The organism is Stenotrophomonas maltophilia (assembly GCF_025642255.1).
Classification (GTDB): Bacteria; Pseudomonadota; Gammaproteobacteria; order Xanthomonadales; family Xanthomonadaceae; genus Stenotrophomonas; species Stenotrophomonas maltophilia_P.
The window spans coordinates 2,482,306-2,499,442 of the sequence record NZ_CP106759.1 but is presented as its reverse complement, the minus strand read 5'-3'; the positions used below and the strand labels follow the sequence as shown (position 1 = coordinate 2,499,442).

General features: G+C 64.9%; 32 protein-coding genes. 15 read left to right on the top strand and 17 right to left on the bottom strand.

Going from position 1 to position 17,137, the window contains the following annotated elements; all coding sequences use genetic code 11:
* The first annotated feature begins 353 nt into the window (after positions 1 to 353).
* The gene (locus N8888_RS11505; RefSeq protein ID WP_263174873.1) at positions 354 to 1,316 is read left to right on the top strand and encodes a tyrosine-type recombinase/integrase; all 963 of its coding nucleotides are present in this window, start codon (positions 354 to 356) and stop codon (positions 1,314 to 1,316) included.
* A gap of 195 nt (positions 1,317 to 1,511) precedes the next feature.
* Here N8888_RS11505 and N8888_RS11500 read toward each other — a convergent pair whose 3' ends face one another.
* The 3 genes from N8888_RS11500 to N8888_RS11490 are packed head-to-tail and all read right to left on the bottom strand — an operon-like array spanning position 1,512 to position 2,595.
* Entirely contained in the window at positions 1,512 to 1,820 is a 309-nt protein-coding gene (locus tag N8888_RS11500; protein WP_263174871.1) for a hypothetical protein, read from the bottom strand.
* Positions 1,817 to 2,401 carry a hypothetical protein gene (locus N8888_RS11495; protein ID WP_263174869.1) on the bottom strand — a complete coding sequence of 195 codons (585 nt, stop codon included), beginning with the start codon at positions 2,399 to 2,401 and terminating at the stop codon, positions 1,817 to 1,819. Before N8888_RS11495 ends, N8888_RS11500 begins: the two co-directional genes overlap by 4 nt.
* On the bottom strand, positions 2,398 to 2,595 hold the full coding sequence (locus N8888_RS11490; protein ID WP_263174867.1) for a hypothetical protein: 198 nt from the start codon (positions 2,593 to 2,595) through the stop codon (positions 2,398 to 2,400). The genes N8888_RS11495 and N8888_RS11490 overlap by 4 nt, the downstream gene beginning before the upstream one ends.
* A gap of 58 nt (positions 2,596 to 2,653) precedes the next feature.
* Between N8888_RS11490 and N8888_RS11485 the strand changes: the two genes are divergently transcribed.
* Positions 2,654 to 3,340, top strand: a complete 687-nt coding sequence (locus tag N8888_RS11485) for a hypothetical protein (protein WP_263174866.1) — start codon at positions 2,654 to 2,656, stop codon at positions 3,338 to 3,340.
* Positions 3,341 to 3,348: 8 nt separating this feature from the next.
* Here N8888_RS11485 and N8888_RS11480 read toward each other — a convergent pair whose 3' ends face one another.
* From N8888_RS11480 to N8888_RS11440, 9 genes are all read right to left on the bottom strand, one after another.
* Complete coding sequence (locus tag N8888_RS11480; RefSeq protein WP_263174865.1) at positions 3,349 to 3,690, bottom strand: hypothetical protein; 342 nt, start codon at positions 3,688 to 3,690, stop codon at positions 3,349 to 3,351.
* The gene (locus N8888_RS11475) at positions 3,687 to 4,607 is read right to left on the bottom strand and encodes a hypothetical protein (RefSeq protein WP_263174863.1); all 921 of its coding nucleotides are present in this window, start codon (positions 4,605 to 4,607) and stop codon (positions 3,687 to 3,689) included. Before N8888_RS11475 ends, N8888_RS11480 begins: the two co-directional genes overlap by 4 nt.
* A gap of 10 nt (positions 4,608 to 4,617) precedes the next feature.
* Positions 4,618 to 5,523 carry a recombination-associated protein RdgC gene (locus tag N8888_RS11470; RefSeq protein ID WP_263174862.1) on the bottom strand — a complete coding sequence of 302 codons (906 nt, stop codon included), beginning with the start codon at positions 5,521 to 5,523 and terminating at the stop codon, positions 4,618 to 4,620.
* 12 nt (positions 5,524 to 5,535) lie between these two features.
* The gene (locus N8888_RS11465) at positions 5,536 to 5,919 is read right to left on the bottom strand and encodes a hypothetical protein (protein ID WP_263174860.1); all 384 of its coding nucleotides are present in this window, start codon (positions 5,917 to 5,919) and stop codon (positions 5,536 to 5,538) included.
* A gap of 91 nt (positions 5,920 to 6,010) precedes the next feature.
* Positions 6,011 to 6,268: a hypothetical protein gene (locus N8888_RS11460; protein ID WP_263174858.1), complete on the bottom strand. Its 258-nt coding sequence runs from the start codon at positions 6,266 to 6,268 to the stop codon at positions 6,011 to 6,013.
* A 109-nt stretch (positions 6,269 to 6,377) separates the two neighbouring features.
* On the bottom strand, positions 6,378 to 6,791 hold the full coding sequence (locus N8888_RS11455; protein ID WP_263174856.1) for a hypothetical protein: 414 nt from the start codon (positions 6,789 to 6,791) through the stop codon (positions 6,378 to 6,380).
* On the bottom strand, positions 6,788 to 7,102 hold the full coding sequence (locus N8888_RS11450; protein ID WP_263174854.1) for a hypothetical protein: 315 nt from the start codon (positions 7,100 to 7,102) through the stop codon (positions 6,788 to 6,790). The genes N8888_RS11455 and N8888_RS11450 overlap by 4 nt, the downstream gene beginning before the upstream one ends.
* Positions 7,099 to 7,314, bottom strand: coding sequence for a hypothetical protein (locus tag N8888_RS11445; RefSeq protein WP_263174852.1), 216 nt, complete (start codon positions 7,312 to 7,314; stop codon positions 7,099 to 7,101). Before N8888_RS11445 ends, N8888_RS11450 begins: the two co-directional genes overlap by 4 nt.
* The gene (locus N8888_RS11440) at positions 7,311 to 7,547 is read right to left on the bottom strand and encodes a hypothetical protein (RefSeq protein ID WP_263174850.1); all 237 of its coding nucleotides are present in this window, start codon (positions 7,545 to 7,547) and stop codon (positions 7,311 to 7,313) included. Before N8888_RS11440 ends, N8888_RS11445 begins: the two co-directional genes overlap by 4 nt.
* 372 nt (positions 7,548 to 7,919) lie before the next feature.
* Here N8888_RS11440 and N8888_RS11435 point away from each other — a divergent pair, with 372 nt between their 5' ends.
* Positions 7,920 to 8,138: a hypothetical protein gene (locus N8888_RS11435; protein ID WP_263174849.1), complete on the top strand. Its 219-nt coding sequence runs from the start codon at positions 7,920 to 7,922 to the stop codon at positions 8,136 to 8,138.
* Between the two features lie 396 nt (positions 8,139 to 8,534).
* On the opposite strand, the gene N8888_RS11430 is transcribed toward N8888_RS11435, so the two are convergent.
* Together N8888_RS11430 and N8888_RS11425 are read right to left on the bottom strand one after the other, a co-directional pair.
* A complete protein-coding gene (locus N8888_RS11430) occupies positions 8,535 to 8,900 on the bottom strand; it encodes a hypothetical protein (protein WP_263174847.1) in 366 nt (121 codons plus the stop codon).
* Positions 8,900 to 9,472, bottom strand: a complete 573-nt coding sequence (locus N8888_RS11425; RefSeq protein ID WP_263174846.1) for a S24 family peptidase — start codon at positions 9,470 to 9,472, stop codon at positions 8,900 to 8,902. The genes N8888_RS11430 and N8888_RS11425 overlap by 1 nt, the downstream gene beginning before the upstream one ends.
* 196 nt (positions 9,473 to 9,668) lie before the next feature.
* On the opposite strand from N8888_RS11425, the gene N8888_RS11420 reads away from it, so the two are divergent.
* Positions 9,669 to 10,175, top strand: coding sequence for a transcriptional regulator (locus tag N8888_RS11420; protein WP_317629463.1), 507 nt, complete (start codon positions 9,669 to 9,671; stop codon positions 10,173 to 10,175).
* A 200-nt stretch (positions 10,176 to 10,375) separates the two neighbouring features.
* On the opposite strand, the gene N8888_RS11415 is transcribed toward N8888_RS11420, so the two are convergent.
* Entirely contained in the window at positions 10,376 to 10,576 is a 201-nt protein-coding gene (locus N8888_RS11415) for a hypothetical protein (protein ID WP_263174844.1), read from the bottom strand.
* Between the two features lie 176 nt (positions 10,577 to 10,752).
* Between N8888_RS11415 and N8888_RS11410 the strand changes: the two genes are divergently transcribed.
* The 7 genes from N8888_RS11410 (at position 10,753) to N8888_RS11380 (ending at position 14,095) form a co-directional block, all read left to right on the top strand.
* Complete coding sequence (locus N8888_RS11410) at positions 10,753 to 11,268, top strand: phage regulatory CII family protein (RefSeq protein ID WP_263174843.1); 516 nt, start codon at positions 10,753 to 10,755, stop codon at positions 11,266 to 11,268.
* A gap of 91 nt (positions 11,269 to 11,359) precedes the next feature.
* Positions 11,360 to 11,671, top strand: a complete 312-nt coding sequence (locus tag N8888_RS11405) for a winged helix-turn-helix domain-containing protein (RefSeq protein ID WP_263174842.1) — start codon at positions 11,360 to 11,362, stop codon at positions 11,669 to 11,671.
* A gap of 1 nt (position 11,672) precedes the next feature.
* A complete protein-coding gene (locus N8888_RS11400; protein ID WP_263174841.1) occupies positions 11,673 to 12,551 on the top strand; it encodes a helix-turn-helix domain-containing protein in 879 nt (292 codons plus the stop codon).
* Positions 12,517 to 13,119, top strand: coding sequence for a hypothetical protein (locus tag N8888_RS11395; protein ID WP_263174840.1), 603 nt, complete (start codon positions 12,517 to 12,519; stop codon positions 13,117 to 13,119). Before N8888_RS11400 ends, N8888_RS11395 begins: the two co-directional genes overlap by 35 nt.
* 189 nt (positions 13,120 to 13,308) lie before the next feature.
* The gene (locus tag N8888_RS11390; RefSeq protein ID WP_263174839.1) at positions 13,309 to 13,527 is read left to right on the top strand and encodes a hypothetical protein; all 219 of its coding nucleotides are present in this window, start codon (positions 13,309 to 13,311) and stop codon (positions 13,525 to 13,527) included.
* Positions 13,527 to 13,895: a Ref family recombination enhancement nuclease gene (locus N8888_RS11385; protein WP_263174838.1), complete on the top strand. Its 369-nt coding sequence runs from the start codon at positions 13,527 to 13,529 to the stop codon at positions 13,893 to 13,895. Before N8888_RS11390 ends, N8888_RS11385 begins: the two co-directional genes overlap by 1 nt.
* Entirely contained in the window at positions 13,892 to 14,095 is a 204-nt protein-coding gene (locus N8888_RS11380) for a hypothetical protein (RefSeq protein ID WP_263174836.1), read from the top strand. Before N8888_RS11385 ends, N8888_RS11380 begins: the two co-directional genes overlap by 4 nt.
* Before the next feature lie 98 nt (positions 14,096 to 14,193).
* Here the strand turns inward: N8888_RS11380 and N8888_RS11375 are convergent, their stop codons facing one another.
* Complete coding sequence (locus tag N8888_RS11375; RefSeq protein WP_263174834.1) at positions 14,194 to 14,850, bottom strand: hypothetical protein; 657 nt, start codon at positions 14,848 to 14,850, stop codon at positions 14,194 to 14,196.
* Positions 14,851 to 14,939: 89 nt separating this feature from the next.
* On the opposite strand from N8888_RS11375, the gene N8888_RS11370 reads away from it, so the two are divergent.
* Genes N8888_RS11370 through N8888_RS11355 form a run of 4 tightly spaced genes read left to right on the top strand, consistent with a single transcriptional unit; the run spans position 14,940 to position 16,837 of the window.
* On the top strand, positions 14,940 to 15,512 hold the full coding sequence (locus N8888_RS11370) for a hypothetical protein (protein ID WP_263174833.1): 573 nt from the start codon (positions 14,940 to 14,942) through the stop codon (positions 15,510 to 15,512).
* Entirely contained in the window at positions 15,509 to 15,742 is a 234-nt protein-coding gene (locus N8888_RS11365) for a helix-turn-helix domain-containing protein (RefSeq protein ID WP_263174832.1), read from the top strand. Before N8888_RS11370 ends, N8888_RS11365 begins: the two co-directional genes overlap by 4 nt.
* Complete coding sequence (locus N8888_RS11360; RefSeq protein WP_263174831.1) at positions 15,732 to 16,145, top strand: hypothetical protein; 414 nt, start codon at positions 15,732 to 15,734, stop codon at positions 16,143 to 16,145. The genes N8888_RS11365 and N8888_RS11360 overlap by 11 nt, the downstream gene beginning before the upstream one ends.
* Positions 16,142 to 16,837, top strand: a complete 696-nt coding sequence (locus tag N8888_RS11355) for a hypothetical protein (protein ID WP_263174830.1) — start codon at positions 16,142 to 16,144, stop codon at positions 16,835 to 16,837. Before N8888_RS11360 ends, N8888_RS11355 begins: the two co-directional genes overlap by 4 nt.
* Here N8888_RS11355 and N8888_RS11350 read toward each other — a convergent pair.
* Positions 16,834 to 17,049 carry a hypothetical protein gene (locus tag N8888_RS11350; protein ID WP_263174828.1) on the bottom strand — a complete coding sequence of 72 codons (216 nt, stop codon included), beginning with the start codon at positions 17,047 to 17,049 and terminating at the stop codon, positions 16,834 to 16,836. The genes N8888_RS11355 and N8888_RS11350 overlap by 4 nt on opposite strands.
* Positions 17,050 to 17,137 lie beyond the last annotated feature (88 nt).

Sequence of the window (17,137 nt, the reverse complement as noted above, 5' to 3'; positions counted from 1 at the left end):
GTCACGATAGGCAGATGCGCATGCGCCTTGCAAGAATTCCGCAGCGTTGGCCTGCTGGCAACGTTGTCAGCTGCGGCGCGCACGGCGGCGGCGCTGGGCGGTCGCCGCGCGGGAGGGGCGACGCAGGTGACGGGCCGGAAATGCAGAAGGCCAGGTCGTGGACCTGGCCTTTGATGCATGGTGCCGGTGAAAGGCACTGCGGCAGGTTTCCCGCTCAATCCCGCTCAATCCCGAGTAGCATCTATATGCAACGGATTCAATGGCTTGCGCGCGCTGCAAGGATGGCCCTAACCCCGTTCTGGCCCGCGTCTGCCCGATAGCGTTACGCCAGAATTACGCCGAACATTGGCGCCATGGCATCTATCCAACGACGCGGCACCTCTTGGCGTGCAGAGATCTACAAGGACGGTCGACGCGAGTCGAACACTCTCCCCACTAAGGCCCAGGCCGTGCAGTGGGCGCTCATGCGCGAGGCGGAGCTGACCGGCGCCCGCCTGCCAGAGAATACCGTCAAGGACGCCCTGCGGCGCTATGGCAACGAGGTGGCGCCAAAGCACAAGGGCGCGCGGTGGGAGCTGGCCCGGCTGGGTTTGCTGGAGCGGGATCCATTGGCGCTCGTGCGCTTGCCGGCATTGAGACCTATCCACCTGGCCGAATGGCGCCAGCGACGCCTATCCCAAGTGGCGCCGGCATCCGTCCGACGCGAGATGAACCTGCTGCAGTCCGTCTTCAAGTGCTGCAGGAAGGACTGGGGCTGGCTGAACAGCGACCCGATCAAGGACGTGGACCGGCCACAGGCACCGGCCAGCCGGAAGCGCCGCGTTGCGCAGGAAGAGATTGACAGGCTGACGCTGGCGCTTGGATATGACGGCGGTGTGCCGGAGACCGCCCAGCATCGAGTCGCACTGTGCTTCCTGTTCGCATTGGAAACGGCCATGCGCGCTGGCGAGATCCTGGGCATGAAGTGGCCTGACGTGTCGGCCAAATCCGTGACCTTGCCGAAGACTAAAAACGGCGACGTGCGCCGTGTGCCAATGTCAGCTCGTGCGAGGGAGATCATCGGCCTGCTGCCGCAGGACGCGGACAGCGTGTTCAATCTGGACCCCGGAACCCGCGACACCCTCTTCCGCAGGGCGCGGGATGCCGCTCAGATCGAGAACCTGCACTTCCACGACAGCCGTGCGGAGGCAATCTGGCGGCTGTCGAAGAAGTTGGACGTGATGGAGCTGGCTCGGGTCATTGGCCACCGTGACCTGAAGAGCCTCTTGATTTACTACCAGACCGACGCAGACGAGCTGGCTGACCGGCTCGGTTAGCTTGTCGCCACGCCAGCACCTCTCCGGCGATCCACGTGGCCGGGCGCATACTGATCCGGACGGGGAAGTCCGGCCTGCACGCGACGGTCTCCAGCACCGTTCGCGCAGCCAGGCCAAGCAGGGAGCCAACTTCTTCGGCACCAATCGCCCGCAGCTCAAATGGAATGTTCTCGGCAGCTCCCATAACTCCCTCCTTCAGAACGACGCCAGCGCCGCGCGCTGGGTTTTGGGTTTGCGCTCGGCCAGGCCGAGCTGGAACTGCAGGACGTTGTCGGTCGCAGCAGTCACCGCTGCCTGGCGCGCGCTGCGCTCGGGCCGATTGAGCCGGCGCCACGCTGCGATGGCCTTGTCGGGGTCGGCATGCTTGCTGGTCGACCTGCAGGCGCACTCGATCAGGTGGCCGCCGCCAGCGGAGGCGCAGCGCTTGTCGTGGATGTGGCGCGCGCGATGGCCGGCGGCGCAGTTCGGCAACCCTTCCGGGTGGCTGATATGTTCCTGAGTCATGGCTTCTTGCACTCCTCGATGTGGGCCTGCAGCTTTTCCAGAAGGAAGGCCGCTTGCGATGCACGGTGGCGGCGGTCGTAGACGTTGAGATTGGCCGGCGCATCCCTGAGCCATTGCAGTGGCTGGATCAGCCAGGCGGGGTCGAATGGGAGCAGGGTGCGCGGGTCGACCGGCTTGTCGGGCGGGAAGCAGTCCGGGCCAGCCCAGTCCTCACTCTCGCCGCAGCGGACGCATACGCGCCGCTCGAAGTGGTGGATCTTCTCGGGCTGGATTACGCGCGGCGTCTCGAACAGAGCGCGCACGACGAGCCCGCGCTGGTGGCCGCCGTACACATGGCCAGCGTCGGCCTGCATCCAGCAGCCCGGGGCGTGGTCAGTCTTGTGGCGGTACTCCCAGCGCACCGGGGTGGCGGAGTACAGCTCGGTCAGTAGGGTCTCGGCCCATGCGTGCACCAGGTCAGCGGCCACGGGGCCGCCGGCCGGATCGATGCGGCGCATCGCGGCGATGACCGCGGCGACGGGTGACGACGCCTTGGTGGCTTCGACGGCGGAGGCCGGGGAGACGGGCAGGGTTGCGGTCATACGAACAGATCCAGTTGTGCCGGCCATGCTGGCGCGGCCGGCGGCGGAGCGAAGGATTCGGCGCGGCGCCGGGCACGCTGGGCGGAATTGAAGGCGAACCACCACCCGTGGGCGTTCCGGCGGGCACGGCATTCGGTGATGAACACCCGCGCGGTGTGCTTGGCCTGTGCAGCGGTGAGCAGCTGGTCAGCCATGGGGCGCTCCCTTCATCAGGTTTTGCCGTGGCAGAATCCGCCTTAACAGGGAGGGTTTATGGCTATCGAAATCTGTCCGCTGGCTGCGGATGTGGGGAACTGGGCCGATTGGGCTGCCGTCGTGGTCGGATTTGGCGCCGCTGCCGGCACAATATGGGTTGCTTCGGTAGCGAATCGGACGTCCAAACGGGCGGCCGAAATCGCGGAGGATGCCAAGGGCATAGCCAAGCAGCAGAGCGACCAAGTGCTGGCGCAACAGCGAGCGAACGCGGAGATACTCGGGCGCCTGCTCTTGCACGAGGTGTCGAGCTTGCCGGCGCGACTTAACGCGATGCTTGCGCCAATGGCTAGAGCTGTGCGGGTGGTCGATGGACAGGTCCTCATCGAAGACCGCGATCTGCTCACAGAGGTTCTGGACGACGCAAAGTTCTCGGTGGTGCCGCAGTCCGAGAGCGTCCTTGGGCGAATACACGATCTGCCTGATGATCTCGGCCCCGATCTCGCTACGTTGATCGGTCACAGCGGGACCATGAGAGACATTGCGTATCGCATGCAGGGCCGTGTCGTAGAAAGCCCACGCCAGTTCATTGGACAGAACTATCGCTTCTCCTACAAAGGGCGGCCTGATGACTTCCAGCTCTTCGACGAGCACCTGAGATTCTTCAGGAGCCTCAGCATCGAGTATGCGAACCGCTTCCGGACGTTCGTTGGGGTCGACGAAGAAGACTACTCCCGCTTCCAGTGAGGCGGAGGTCATGCCGCCACCCCCAGCGCCAGCAGCTGGACCTTGCCGCCTGCTGCTTCGAAGCGTGCAATGTCCGCATCGATCTCCACCCGCTGGCGTTTCTTCTCGTCCGGCGTGGCCAGGTCGAAGGCCGGCCGTACGTGGATGCTGGTCGCGAATGCGTCTCCTGATGCGACAGCAACGGCCAACGGGTGCGGCGCGCCGGGGCACACATGGCTGGCCTCGGCTGCCATCTTCAGTTCCAGCGCCTCGACCACCGGCGCATGCAGGTTGGACACCTCACGGCAAGTCATGCAGAACACTGTGACGTTGCGCTGCTTGCTGCAGACGCCCCAGGTGATGCTGCTCATTTGACCACCGCCTTGCCGTCGATGAGGGCCAGCAGGCGCTCGCCTTCAGCTGTCATCGTCCATACGGCAGGAGAGCGCTGTGTGCGCTTCAGCAAGCCCATGGTGGTCAGCGCATCGAACCAGGCGCGGCCGATGTCGCAGCCTTCGCTGCCGCAGTCCTCCGCGCACTCGTCGAACCGCTTCAGTGCTGCAGCGACAGGGGTCAACTCCAAAGGGATCGACTGCTCCAGGTCCACGGCCTGCGCGGGCGGGGCTGCGTAGGCGCGCTCGATTCGGCCCAATCCCTGTCGCTCTGCGTCGACGTAGGTCTCGTCCGCATCGCCGTTGAGCCATGTCGAATGCTCCGCCGATTGGTAGCGTTGGATATAGCGATGCGCAGCAACCACCGGCACCCCCACCGGCTGGCGGGCGGTGAGATACGCCGCTTGCAGCCTTTCCACCTCTGTCCGTGCCCTAACGAGACGATCGGCTATGCGCGGCTGTCCTGCTGCCGATAGCTTCTGAGCTGCACGGGTAATCACATCGCACGGGTCTTCTATATCGTGTGCATCCCCCTGACCACCCGGGGAGGGCTGGGCGGAGAGGGCCTCCCCGTCACGCATCCCCAACTCGTAGGCATCGGTGATGTACTGAGGCTGGGCGGAGAGAGCGTAGTCCCGCATCTGCTCAGAGGTGTACAGCGGCTCGCTTCCGTCGCCGCACGCGTTGTAATGGGTGCACGGCAGCGGCGGCAGGGAATCCCCCAGCCTCGCGCTCCCACCGGTCGGCCCATCCACCAGCAGCGCCGGCCCATCCCCGCGCAGCTCGCGCACGCGGTTGGCTACGTCCATCTTGCTCATGCCCGGCTGGCCGAAGAGCGCTTCGGCGATCTGTGCGTCGAGGCGATCATGGGCGCCGCCTGCCATCGTGGTGTTCATGGGCTGACCCTCAGTCTGCGGAACTGATGCGGAAGGCATCGGAAACCACGTCGAAAACTCGACCAACCTCGCCGATCTGCAGTGCGAACCGTGCGTCGAACTCGGCGCGACGGCCCTCCTCGTCGGCATGCTCGAGCTGGTCCAGGGCGCCGTCGAGGAACTTCAGCTTGCGCACGATCAGGTCGTCGCCGATGACGAAGGACAGGTTGTCTTCGAAGATCAGCGCCAGCTTGGTCACCTGCTTGCCGGCGTCCAGGTGCTTGTCGATCTCGTCGCAGCGCAGTTCCTGGTGCTGGCACTTGACCACCGCGCCGCCCTCCACCGGATCCTTCATCTCGCACTCTTCGCCCAGGCTGAGCCCGGTCGGCAGCGGTTCGCCGGCGATCCAGCCGGTCAGGATCGAACGCGGCGCGACTTCGGCGTTCAGCGGCATTGCCGGGAAGCTGCCGAGCAGGCCCCGAATGTCGGACATGACGTACTCGCCGGCCTTACGGCTGCTGGTGTCCACGAACGCAACGCCGCGGGCCGTGTCCAGAAACACATCATGCCGGCTGGACTTCACCATGGCTGTCGGCAGCAGCTCATGCAGGAGGTCGTCCTTCAAGCGCTTGCGTTCGCGACCACCTGGCCTGCGGCCTTCGCCGCTCGCGATGGCAGCGAGCTTCTCCTCGAGCCGATCGGCGACCACGGATGCCGGCAGGATCTTGTCCTGAGCACCAATGGTGAGCCACAGCCAGTCGCCGATGCCGTGGAACAGCTGTTCCGTCTCCTCGCGGCCGAAAGGCGATACGAAGCCCCGCGAGTTCATTTCGATGGCCCCAACCGGCTTGAGAACGACATGCGGCAGCAGCGTCGCGATCTCGGAGAAGTCGGTTGCGACGGGGAAGCGGAACATGGTCAGGTTGCGAAAGAACATGGGATCTCCAGATCAGGACTTGTCGACGGCGCGGTGACGGCTGTAGCCGACGCTTTCGATGGGGATGCCGGCCCAGGTCAGGTCAGCGGCGGTGATCGGCTCGGGCTTGGCGTCGCGCCACTTCTCCTTCGAACCAGCCTTTCGGCGTTCCTGCCATGCGGCCTTGGCCTGGTCGCGGTGCGGTTTCTGCATGCGCGCGAGGATCCGACGCAGGCAGTGCTTGAAGTCGCTGGCCTGCAGGACGATGCGGGCTGGTGTGGCCTTTCGCGCCAGCTGGTAGCCCTCGACGTAGGAGGCCAGCTGTTCGCGTACCAGCTCGACTTTCGGGGTTTCCCCAGAGGGCTTCTTGGGGAACTCGGGTTCTTTGGAGAAATCGACAACGACGGTGCTAGTCATGGCGGATCTCGGATAGGGAATGGGTTGCCGGCAGGTGGACCCCGGCCGGCCGGGATCCCTGCGCTACAGGGGGCGAGCGCAGGGCAGGGGCTCAGTGCAGGTCGTCGGTGACCGGGTGGCGGTTCCGCTGCGCTTCGCGCCGCCGCCGTTCTGCGGCTCGCTCGCGGTCGGCGCGCATCAGGGGCCACGCGCGTCTCGTGTCCTCGAACCCGCGCCAGGCGAAGAAGCCGATACCGATGGAGGCGCCGAGGGCGAAGCTGTCGGCATCGGTGCGCAGGGCGCACACGAGCAGGGCGAGCAGGAGGCCGACGACGACGGCGCAGAAGAAGGGCAGGATGAGGTGGCGCATTACTCGGTCTCCGGTTCGGCGACGGGCTCGGCCGGCGCGGGCGCCCGGCCGACAGGCGGGGTGATGGGCGGGATGCCGACGGCCATGGCGGCGAAGAAGTCGTGGTCAGTCACGGGGCACCATCTGCAGTGATGTGGCGCTCTACCCATGCCCGCATGCGAGTCCATCGCTGCTCCGGCGTTTCGTTGTCCCAGCGCCACTCGCCGTCGTTCTCGTAAACGATCTCAGCCGCCATCGCTTCGGCGATGCCAAACGCCTTGCTCACGGCCTCCCGGTCGTTGGGGTCGAGGCCGGTCATGTCCAATCCGCGCTTGGCGCCGATCACCCCCAGCGTGCAGTGGCAGCCTGTGCTGTCCTGCAGCTGTTCTGCGATGAGGCGCTTTTCTGGCATTGCGTCGAGCGCATCGCGAAGCTCGATCAGGAACTGCTGCCCGCGCTTGCCGCGCAACGCGGAAGAAACCGCGCCGCGCCAGCAGATCAGCGGCCAGGTGTCGCAGTCGTCGCTGTATCCGCTGCGGCTCATGCGGCACCGCCTTTGACGCGGGCGAGGGCGGCGGCTCGGCGTGTCTTGGCCGATTCCAGTCGATCCTGAAGGTCAGCGCGCTGTGCGACCCGAGCCCATTCGTCGGCCCACTCGTCTATCGAATCTGGTGTCAGATTTGGGAACGGCCCAGCCGCGAAGGCGGCAAGAGCATCGTCGTAATCCTTGTCCGCCTCGATCAGCTCGGCGACTGCTGACAGAGTGGCGGCGTCCTGGTTGTCCGGCCCCCACTTGTTCGTCGCTTCCCTCGCGTTGTAGCGAAGGACAGCCAGCACATCGACAGGGGCGCTCATGCAGCACCTGCCTGCGCGCGCGCTGCGCGGCGGGCGGCGGCGACTGCGCCTGCAGCGCTCTGGCCGTGCCGCAGGACGGCATTGGCGGCGATGCTGGCCGCGACGACGACCTGATAGGGGAGGAGGCCCCAGCGGCGCCCGGCGCGGGCGACGATGCCGGCGGCGGCAGCCGCGCGCTCGGCGGGGGAGTGGCAGACGATGACGGCGCTCACGAGGCCTCCGCCTGCCGGAGGGCCAGCGACGTGGCGCGGGCGATGGCGGCGACTTCCGTCGCGCCTTCGTCGATCGCGTCGGCGCAGACGGCCAGGTGCTCGGCCAGGTCACGCGCTTCGGCCGAGGTCAGGCTCATCAGGGCTTCATTGCCGACCTTGACGACAATGGTCCCGGCGGCAGGCCGCGCTTCGGCGCGGGCAGTGCCGCGGCTGGTGATGGTGAGTGCGGCCATGGGTCAGCACCCCTGCCCGAAGAGGCGCTGGCCGTAGCCAACGCCCGCGCCGAGAGCGAGGGCGCCGATGGCATAGATGCTGAGGATGAGTGCCCACAGGGGCCGTTTGCGGCGCTGCATGGAGGTCTCCTGCCGCCGGCCCCGGGATGGGGCTTCATGGGCGGCGCGGAGATAAAAATTAGGAGAAACCTAATATGTGGTCAATAGGTTTAACCTAATATATTTATGAACGCGTTCACCTTCGCCTGTGGGCGCCGCTAATCACAGCGTTCGCGTGCCAATGGGGGTTGATACTCTCAGTCCCAGCCAACCGGGCTGAACTCTTGAAGGAAAATGATGGAACCGTATGGACCTTTCACAGGCGGTATCAGCTTGATCCTGCTCTTGTTCGCGATGCTGCTGGCGATCCTCTGGGTGCTGGTGCCGTTCGCCGTTTTTGGAATCAAGGGGCTGCTCAAGCAGCTCATCCTAGAACAGCGGCGCACGAACGCCTTGCTCGCAGGTAAGGACTCACAGGGGGTGGCTCCGGTCGCTACTGATGCAGACAAGCCCACGCTCAAGAACATCCTGGCCGAGATTCGCAAGGCGTAGAGCACATCGCCCTAGCGGGGTTCTTCGGGCCCATCCTTCGGCCCAGCGACCTGCCTTTGGTATTCCGCTTGAGGCGGTGCAGGGATCTGAATGATGATCGGAGATGGGACTGGTGCTGCTTGTGGTGCTGAAATGGCAGCTGAAGTCTTGGGGACAGCGTTGTTGAGCACGAACGTCATGATAGTAAGTGCCATGCTAACCGCTACAAATGCAGTCCCTACCACCCATTTCACTAGGTCGTGAAAGCCCTTCTCCACGTCCGCCTTGGTCGCGAGAGTTGTGACTAGTGCTTCGAGCTTGGCCAAGCGAGCGTCCACGCTCGAATCTTGAGGCGGATCGCCGCCGCCTGCAAGCGACGGGCCTTGGGGAGGCGATATTGCCCGCTTGGCAACCTTCTCATTCATGGTCGGACACCCATGGCTGGCGGTCTAGATCCTTCTCGGCAGGGTTTGCCTCCACCCAACGAGCTATTGTGTTGACGCTGAACAACTGTAGATATCCGCAGTTTTTGCAGGCGAGAGGCATCACCGGAGTAGCGAAGGAAGACAGCTCAACGCCCACAGGATGCGTATTCAGCGCATTTCGACCATGGGCCAGGGAGAGATAGCTAGCAGGCTTCTTCGGGTCATGCCCCCAAGGGTTGTACAGCATCTCAACCCCCGCGGCTTCTTCACACACAGGGCAGCTGACATTCTTGTACTTCGCCGCGAAGAATCTGCGAAAGTCATCAAAATCTAGCTTGAGTTCCAGATCTGTCGTCATCAGTCAGCCCATCCGCCAATCCAGTGGACGCGGCCAACGACCGTGATCGGTTCCCGTCTCGAGTCCATCCGCCTGGGCTTCTGCCACTGATGATCACCCTTGGGGTTGTCGCTGCTGAAGAACACCGTCCCATCCAGCACCATGGCCCTCTTCACGTAATACTCTGGGTTGGCCGCGCCGTGCACTTGGATCAGGTACAGACAGCCATCCTGGACCCGGGTGTCTGAGGTATCGAACAAAATGGCGTCCCCGTCCTCGATGGTCGGTTCCATCGAGTCGCCCTTGCCGTAATAGATAGCCAGGTTCCGACCATAGATGCCCCGTCGCCGCAGGCTGGTCTTCTTGAACTTCAGGCTATGGGTCTCTGCGTACTCCTCCGCTTCAGCGCCTGCCGCGCCGAGGCCAACCGACTGTGCATAGCCGACTACGTCGGCGTAGTCGCGGTCGTCGCTGCTAGACCTCTCTTCCCCGAAATAAAGCTCGTCGAAGTCCGCTCCGTGGTCTGCAGCGATCTGACGCGCCGTGTCGATCTCTGGACGGAACTTCCCATTTAGCCAGTCGTTGGCGGTCACATTCGACACATGATAGGTCCGCTGCAGGTATGCGCCAGCTCCCCGACGTGGGATTCCACGCTTTGCTAGTAGATGTACAAGGCGCTCGCCGAAGGCGGGCGCGTAGTTGTCTGGTGGTCTCTTAGGCATAGCCTAAATGATGCCCTTAAGAAAATTAGGTTTGCCCTGTTGACTGTGATATTAGGTCGGGCCTAATATGCGGGGTATGGACTCAAATCGAACCCTACAGAAGGCCATTGACGCCGCTGGGAGTCAGCAGCGTCTTGCTGAGTTCCTTGGCATTCGTTCCGCCTCAATCAGCGAGTGGAAAGTGAGGGGGAGGGTCCCGGCCGAACGCGTGCTGGCGGTGGAGGAGTGCACTGGAGTCTCCCGCCACGAGCTCCGGCCCGATGTGTTCGGCCCAGGCGCGGGTGTTGCGCTGCAGGACCAGCCGCGGCCGACGGTAGCCGAACAGATCCGTAGCGAGGTGGACACCCGGATTAGCAAGCGCGCGCTGCGCGCGCGGCTGGGCCTGTCGGCGGACAAGCAGCTGGCCAAGGTGCTGGGCCTGCCCCTGGAGCAGGTGGAGGCCTGGCCGGAAGAGGGCGCCTTGCCGGCGCTGCCGGAGATCCAGCGCCTGCTGGGTGTCCAGGAACAACCGCAGGCGCAGCCGGCGCCGCAGGACCCGGACGAGAACCGAATCATCCCCGTGGAGGCTGCCTGAAATGCGCACGTTGCCCGATAAGTGTAATCCCCGCCTGTGGCTGCGGGAATGGCTGAACAAGCCATCGCAGAACGAACTGAAGGACCGCGCTGCTGCAGAGGCAGAAGCGCGGAAGTTTTTCTCGGAAATGGAAGCTCGCTGTGCGGGCAGCAACGGTACCCATGTAACGGGTATCGCTGCTGAAGCCGCAAGTCGATCAATCAGCCTCCGAGCAGCCGCTTCATCGACAAGTTGAACTTCACATTGCCCGGATCGTCTGGCGTTTCCGGCATTGCTTGCCGAATCCGCTCGACAGTGGCCGCGAACTCGGGGTCGGCCTTGGCAGACATGGCCAGTGCTGAAACCACTACCTGCAGCGCAGTCATCTGTGAATTGAGGTCCGTCTTGACTGATGAACTCATGTCGCCCTCCTTGTGGGCTGTTCGTGTGGCAACGCCAGCGTAGCGCAAGGAGGGCGGCGCCCGTCGTCCGTGAGTTGTTGATCTCCATGGCGCACATGATGCGCCGCCGCAATTCTCCGAAAAACCTTGAAACACCAGTCATCCCAAGGTGACCCATGACTTGCCGAACCTCCTCATTGAACTGGCTGGACGTGCTCTACAACTCCGTGCGTAAGACGCCCGGCGGCGTGGTGGACGCAGCTGCCTACCTGGCCGACCGCCGCGGCAAGTCGATGCACCCGGAGACGCTGCGCGCGAAGCTGCGCGGCCTGGAGGGTGAGTCGGTGACGATCGAGCACGCCGAGCTGCTGACCGAGTGGATGCAGGAGAAGGCGGGCGGCGGCGAGTACGCGCTGGAGTGGATGCAGGCGCTGGCCGGCCAGTTCGGCATGGCCGTCGACGCGGTTCCGCCGCCGCCGGAGGGTGGCTGGTCGGATGAGATCGGCGCCATCCAGACGAAGCTGCTGGAGATCACTTCTCGCGTGGGCCGGTTGTCCGGCACCGCCGTTGAGGCCATGTCGGACCGCCGCATCGATAGCGACGAGGCCGAGCTGATGGTGAGCGAGGTCCGTGCGCTGCGCACGATGGCGCACCGGCTGGAGCGGAACGTCGCTCGCGCGGCCGCGAAGGGTCGGAAGGAAAGGGGCCGCTGATGGCTAACCGCGGTCCAATTCGAGGCAGTTACGCGACAAACGAAGCGTTCCCTGTCCTCATCATCGACAGCCTCTTCCTCGAGGCTAGGCAATGAACACCCCTGCTCGCTCCACCGATATCGAGACCAGCCACGCCGCCGCTGCATACGCGGTCAGGAGCGGCCTGCAGGCCGCCCAGCAGGACCAGGCTGCCGGCGCGGTCACTGCCCATCCTGGCATGACCAGCAACGAGCTGTCTCAGGCCACGAGCCTCGACCGCTACATGCTCGCCCGCCGCTTGCCGGAGCTGATGAAAGAGGGGCGCGTCTGGCGCGGCCCGAACAAGCCTTGCTCGGTCAGTGGCCGCACTGCGTGCACCTGGTGGCCGGTGGCTCCGGGTCAGAACCTTCAGCTGGCGGTATGAGATGAGCTTCGAAGCGTTCGCCTGGGCCGCACGTCAGAAGGTGACCAGCACCCAGAAGCTGGTGCTGCTGATGTTGGCCGAGCGCCACAACAAGGACACGGGGCATTGCCGACCGAGCCACGACAAGCTGGCTGAGGACTGCGGGCTTTCCCGACGTTCGGTGATTGACCAGATCCAGAAGCTGGCCGAGGCCGGTTACATCACGATCCTGGCGCGAGCCAACGGCAACGTGCGGCTGGCGAATCAGTACCTGCTCAACTTCCACTTTGGCGTGCAAGCCCAGCCGAAGGAGCCCGAGAACGACCCCTATCTGGTGGTGAAGGACGTTCACCACGGGGTAGTGAAGGACGTTCCTCCGGTGGTGAACGAGGTGCACCAGGGTAGTGCACCAGCTGCACACGAACCAGGAATAGAACCAGGAAAGGAACCTAAGAAGCAAAAGCGGCGCGCAAGCGCGTCTGCCGCCAGCGCCGCGCCGCTGGACTTCACCAGCTGGCCGTCCGAGCCGTCGCCGCAGGTTCTGGCCGACTGGCTGCATCACCGTCGGACCTGCCGCGCGTCGGTGACCCCGACGGTGCTGGCCAACTTCGGCCGCGAACTGCATCGGGCAGCCGCCATGGGGTTCACCGTCGACGACTGCCTCAGCAAGTGCTGCACCCGCGGCTGGCGCGGCTTCGAGGCGTCCTGGCTTCAACGCGATCTGTCGACCACAACCCGCAACTCCGGAGCAACCCATGCAAGCCCTCAACACGGTTCTGCCGACCGCACCGAGCAGCTCGAACAGCAGTTCTACGCCCAACGCGGAGACGGTGGCCACGGTGGCGGCGCTGGGTTCGGGTCAGGCGATGTCGTCGACGCCGAGTTCGCTGTCGTCGGCTGAGCCGTTGAGCGAGCAGCAGTCGGCCTACCTGTGGGAGTTCTGGAAGCAGATGACGGCCATGTTCCCGGGGAAGTGGGAGCGCGAGAACGGAGCGGCGCCGTTCAAGAAGGACGGCAGCCTGACCATCGCCGCTGGTACGTGGTTCCAGGTGTTGAAGGGCCGCAGCCGGGCACAGCACGCGCGTGGCATGGCCTGCTGTCTGACCGAGGGCAGGGAATGGCCGCCGAACCCGCCGCGGTTCCTGACGATGTGCCTGGACATCCCGGTCATGGCGGCGGTGGAGCGGGAGATGGTGCCGGGCCGGCCGCAGAGCGGCTTCACGGTGCTGGTGCGCTCGCTGCTGGACCTGCACGTCTACGCCTCAGCCGACCACGGAGCGCAGCAGCGCCGGATGCTGGAGGAAGCCTACACGCGCGCTGTGCAGCACGTCGTGGATGGCAAGCCGGTGCCGGAACGGGTGCTGGCGATCGAGCAGGAGAAGCACGGCGTGCGGCCGGTGCGTGATCGGGAATCGGCGCGCGCTGCGATGGAGCGAGCTGCGGCCGAGCTGAACTTCGATGGTGACTGAAGCGGAGCTGGCCCAGGCCGAGCAGGCCGGCCGCTGGGCGCGGTGCGCCTGCCGCGGCCGGGAGTCAGCGCCACGGTACGAGATGAGGATCGATGGCCTGACGCGGCGGCGCCGCTGGCAGGCCGGGTGGGACAAGCAGGACCAGGAACTGAGCGCGGCACGCCGCAGCACGACGAGGAACAGACGGTGATGGACTTTTCCAACTACAGCACGCGCAGCAAGTTCGCCAAAGAGATCAACGCCGGTTACTCGGCGCGGCTCAATGGGCTGCGCCTGAGCGACAACCCCCACCTGGTCTGGATCGCATGCGAGACCGAGGACGGTTCCAACCGCAGGGCGGGACCGATGAGCGAGAAGGCCGAAGCCTGGCAGCACGGCTGGTGGCTGGCCGACCAGGGCGCGCGCTGATGTGGTCGAAGGCACCGCCGCCGACGAGGGAAGAAGCGGGGCGGATCGAGCTGGCCAAGACCGGCCCCTGCATGGCCTGTCTGTCGCTTCAGATGCAGAACCTGCTGGAGCCAGGGCTGGTGGTCTATGGCTGCGACTACAACCACGCCAAGAGCGGGAACCTGCGGCGCGGCCACATGTTCGGCTACGCGCTCTGCAAGTGGCACCACCAGCGCTACCCGATGGAGGGAAACACCTTCGCGACGATGCGCCAGATCTACGGCCCGAGCCTGATGGATGGATCGCGGACCTTCCACGAGACGTACGGCTCCGATGACGAGCTGATTGCGAATCAGACCTACGTGAACGAACTGAGGGCAGCAGCATGAAGAAGCCAAAGGCCATGGCACCGAGGGTCAACCCCCAGCGTGCGCCACGCGAGCGGCGGATGGACCACAACACGGTTTCCCGACCGAAGCGCGCGAAGCCCGGAACGAACACCAGTGGTTTGGCCGAAACTGTCGATGAGTTCAAGGCACGTGGTGGCCGTGTGCAGCACCTGCCGGCCAGCTGGGAGCGGGTAGCGTGAGCTCGCGGACGACTATCTCAGGTGCGAAGCGTCGCGGGCTGTCGATGGCGGAGGAAGCACAACTTGATGGGGTCGCAAGAGGGCGCGATGAATTCAGACTATTCGCTACCAGACTCACTGGCCGAGGCTGGCTTGATTCCGCGTGCGGCATCTTGCGCATTGCCGAGCTTGCACGCGTGGGTGGCCAGGCTGCGCGCCTGCCCAATCACGTGTTCGAAATTTTCTGCCATCCCTCGCGCGTCGTGAGGGCTGGTGGTCGGAAACCGCTCCATGAACTGCGTCGCACCAACACGCAGCATTGCTGCGCCCACATCGATGGTATGGGCCAGTGCACGATCTTTGTCTGCCAGAGCGGGCAGGGAGCTGATCGGTCCCGTCGGCGTCAAACTGAGGATCGCGTGGAGAGCTGTGTGACGCGACTGAACCGTCATAACTCCGGGCCCCCCGGATTTGACGATCTTGTCGTAGAGCTCCGGAGCGAGCTGGCAGTTGATGAGTTGACTCCTGAGTTGAATGAACTCTGCATCCTCTGCCTTCTTTACTTCCGCCAAGCGCAGTTTGTGCGACGCCTCAGCAAAGTGCATGGCTCCTATGCCCACAGCCCAGGTTCCAAGTGCAGCTATGACCGCAGCCGCGACGGCCAGTGTTTGGTCCGGGGATATTCCGGGCGGCCAGCGAGCCGTCATCAAGAAGCCAGCCGCGAGGCCTACCACGATCATGACGCTCAGGTATATGCCGTTGAAAAGCCTTTCCACGGTTATGCGAGTCCTTTAGGCGACGTAGATTGTGGGATCTTATCGGATGGCAGGCAGGCCGCCAGTGCAAAGTCCGTCGGGGTGACTCGATGACTGGTATTCCGATAACTCACGGCGAGCTTGTGAAAATCGCCGGCCGCTGGCTGCGCAATACCGCCGGCTGCTCGGTGGTTCTTGAGGAGTTGTGCGCTGCCACGGGCAACGGCGAGAACCCGGACGCGATCGGCTGGTACACCGGCAGGACGATGCTGGTCGAGTGCAAGGTCAGCCGCTCCGACTTCCTGGCCGACCGGAAGAAGCCCTTCCGGGCCAACCCAGACCGCGGCTTGGGCCTCTACCGGTACTTCATGGCGCCCAAGGGCCTCATCAAGGTGGACGAGCTGCCCGCGCGCTGGGGCCTGCTGGAGGTCAACGGCGGGCGGGTTTCCGTGGCGGCCGGCAAGCGCCCGAAGTCGTGGGGCGGCCTGGACGATCCCTGGGCGTTCACGGAGCGATATGCCCAGGGCGAGACGCAGATGCTGCTGTCGGCCATGCAGAGGATCAAGGTCCGGGTTGGCGCGGCAGACTTCCACGAGATGCTGCACGAGCGATTGATGCGGCCCGTCATCGAGCAGCGCACAGAGTCCTCGCCCATGGCCTCTTGGGCCGAGGTGATCCCATGAGCCCCAAGTCGACGGAACAGCATTCCAGCCGCGAGCCTGGCTGGCCGGAGTGGGGCCGCCAGAACATCACGCTCACGGCCGCCCTTCGGATGGTCCGCATGTACGGCGACCGCATCCCGTCGGTTGCCCAGCTTCGGGCGGACTTCGGGGTCAGCAGGGCAACGGCGTTCCGGTGGCGGGCGGCCTTTCGCGAGGCGATGGGGCAGAGCGAGGTCGCTCATGCAGGCTGACCGCGCGCTGGAGCTGGTACTGCCCTGGCCAAGCAAGGACCTGTCTCCGAATGGCCGGGTGCACTGGAGCAGGAAGGCCAAGGCCACGAAGCATGCGCGGCAGACGGCGGTGGTGCTGGCGCACGAGGCGGGTTGGCGCGCGCTGCAGCTGCCGGCGGGGAAGCTGCACCTGTGGGTGAGCTTCCACCAGGCGCCGGGGAAGGCGCTGCCGGACGACGACAACTTGCTGGGGCGGTTCAAGGCGTACCGGGACGGCATCGCCCAGGTTCTGGGCATCGACGACAAGCGTTTCATCAGCCACCCGGTCGTCAGCAGCGAGCGCCGGCCGGGCGGCCAGGTGGTGGTGCGGATTACGGGCGGGCCGGAGGCGGCCGGCCACTCAACGACAGGGGAACGGGCATGAATCCACGAGAGACGATGGCGCGGCTGGGGCCGAGCACGGTGAAGTTCGACATCGGTCGGGGAGGCGGGAAGCCGGACCTGACGAACCAGGACATTGCCGCGGCGCTGGGGATGGTGCCGGCCGGGCTGGGCCGGGAGCTGCTGGAGGCGTGCTGGTGGCCGGATGGCGCGGCGCTGCGCCGGCACAAGCTGCGCGACGCGGTGATCGCGCTGGTCACGCCGGAGCTGCAGCGCCAGCAGCGCCGGTTGGCCGAAGCGAGGACGGATCTGGGCCTGGCCGAGGTGTGCATCGGCTGGGGCGGGGCAGCGACGGCGGAGCAGCGGGCGAACCGTGACGCAGCCCAGCAGCGTCTGGGCAGGATCAAGGCTCAGTGCTGGCCGATCAGCACCCTGGAATCGCTGCCGACACTGGCGGCGGCGGTGATCAGCGAGATCGCCAAGCGGCCGCACTGTGCGGCCTGCGAGGGTAGGGGGCAGGCGATGCTGGGCGAGCTGTTGGTGCCGTGCAAGGTTTGCGGTGGGTCAGGGCTTGGCCAGGTCAGCGACCGTCGACGCGCGGCGGCGATCGGCAGGGACGAGGCGGCCTACCGGCGGACGTGGAAGCCGGTATACGAATGGCTGCTATCGAAGATGAACGAGGCGGAACAGGAGGCTGCGTGGCATATGCGGGCAGCCTTGAGCCATGCCGCTTAGACAGGCGCGCCGTCGATCCTGTCGATCTCGCGGATGATTGCAGTCAGCGAGTTGTCCATGTCCTCCTTCGATCCGCTGACGGAAATGGTTTGACCTCCGATCAGAAAAACATCGTAGGCATATAGACCTCGTCGATTGGGAACGGGGTTAACCTCGCCGACTGCTGAAACATGATCGGGTCTGATGCTGTAATTCTTGTTGAGCCTGTGCATGGTTCGTCCTTGTTGGTCTGCGGAGGTGACACCTCCGCACTTTTACCAGTAAATTTCTACCATCGCACGCGACCCTGCCCGGCCACTG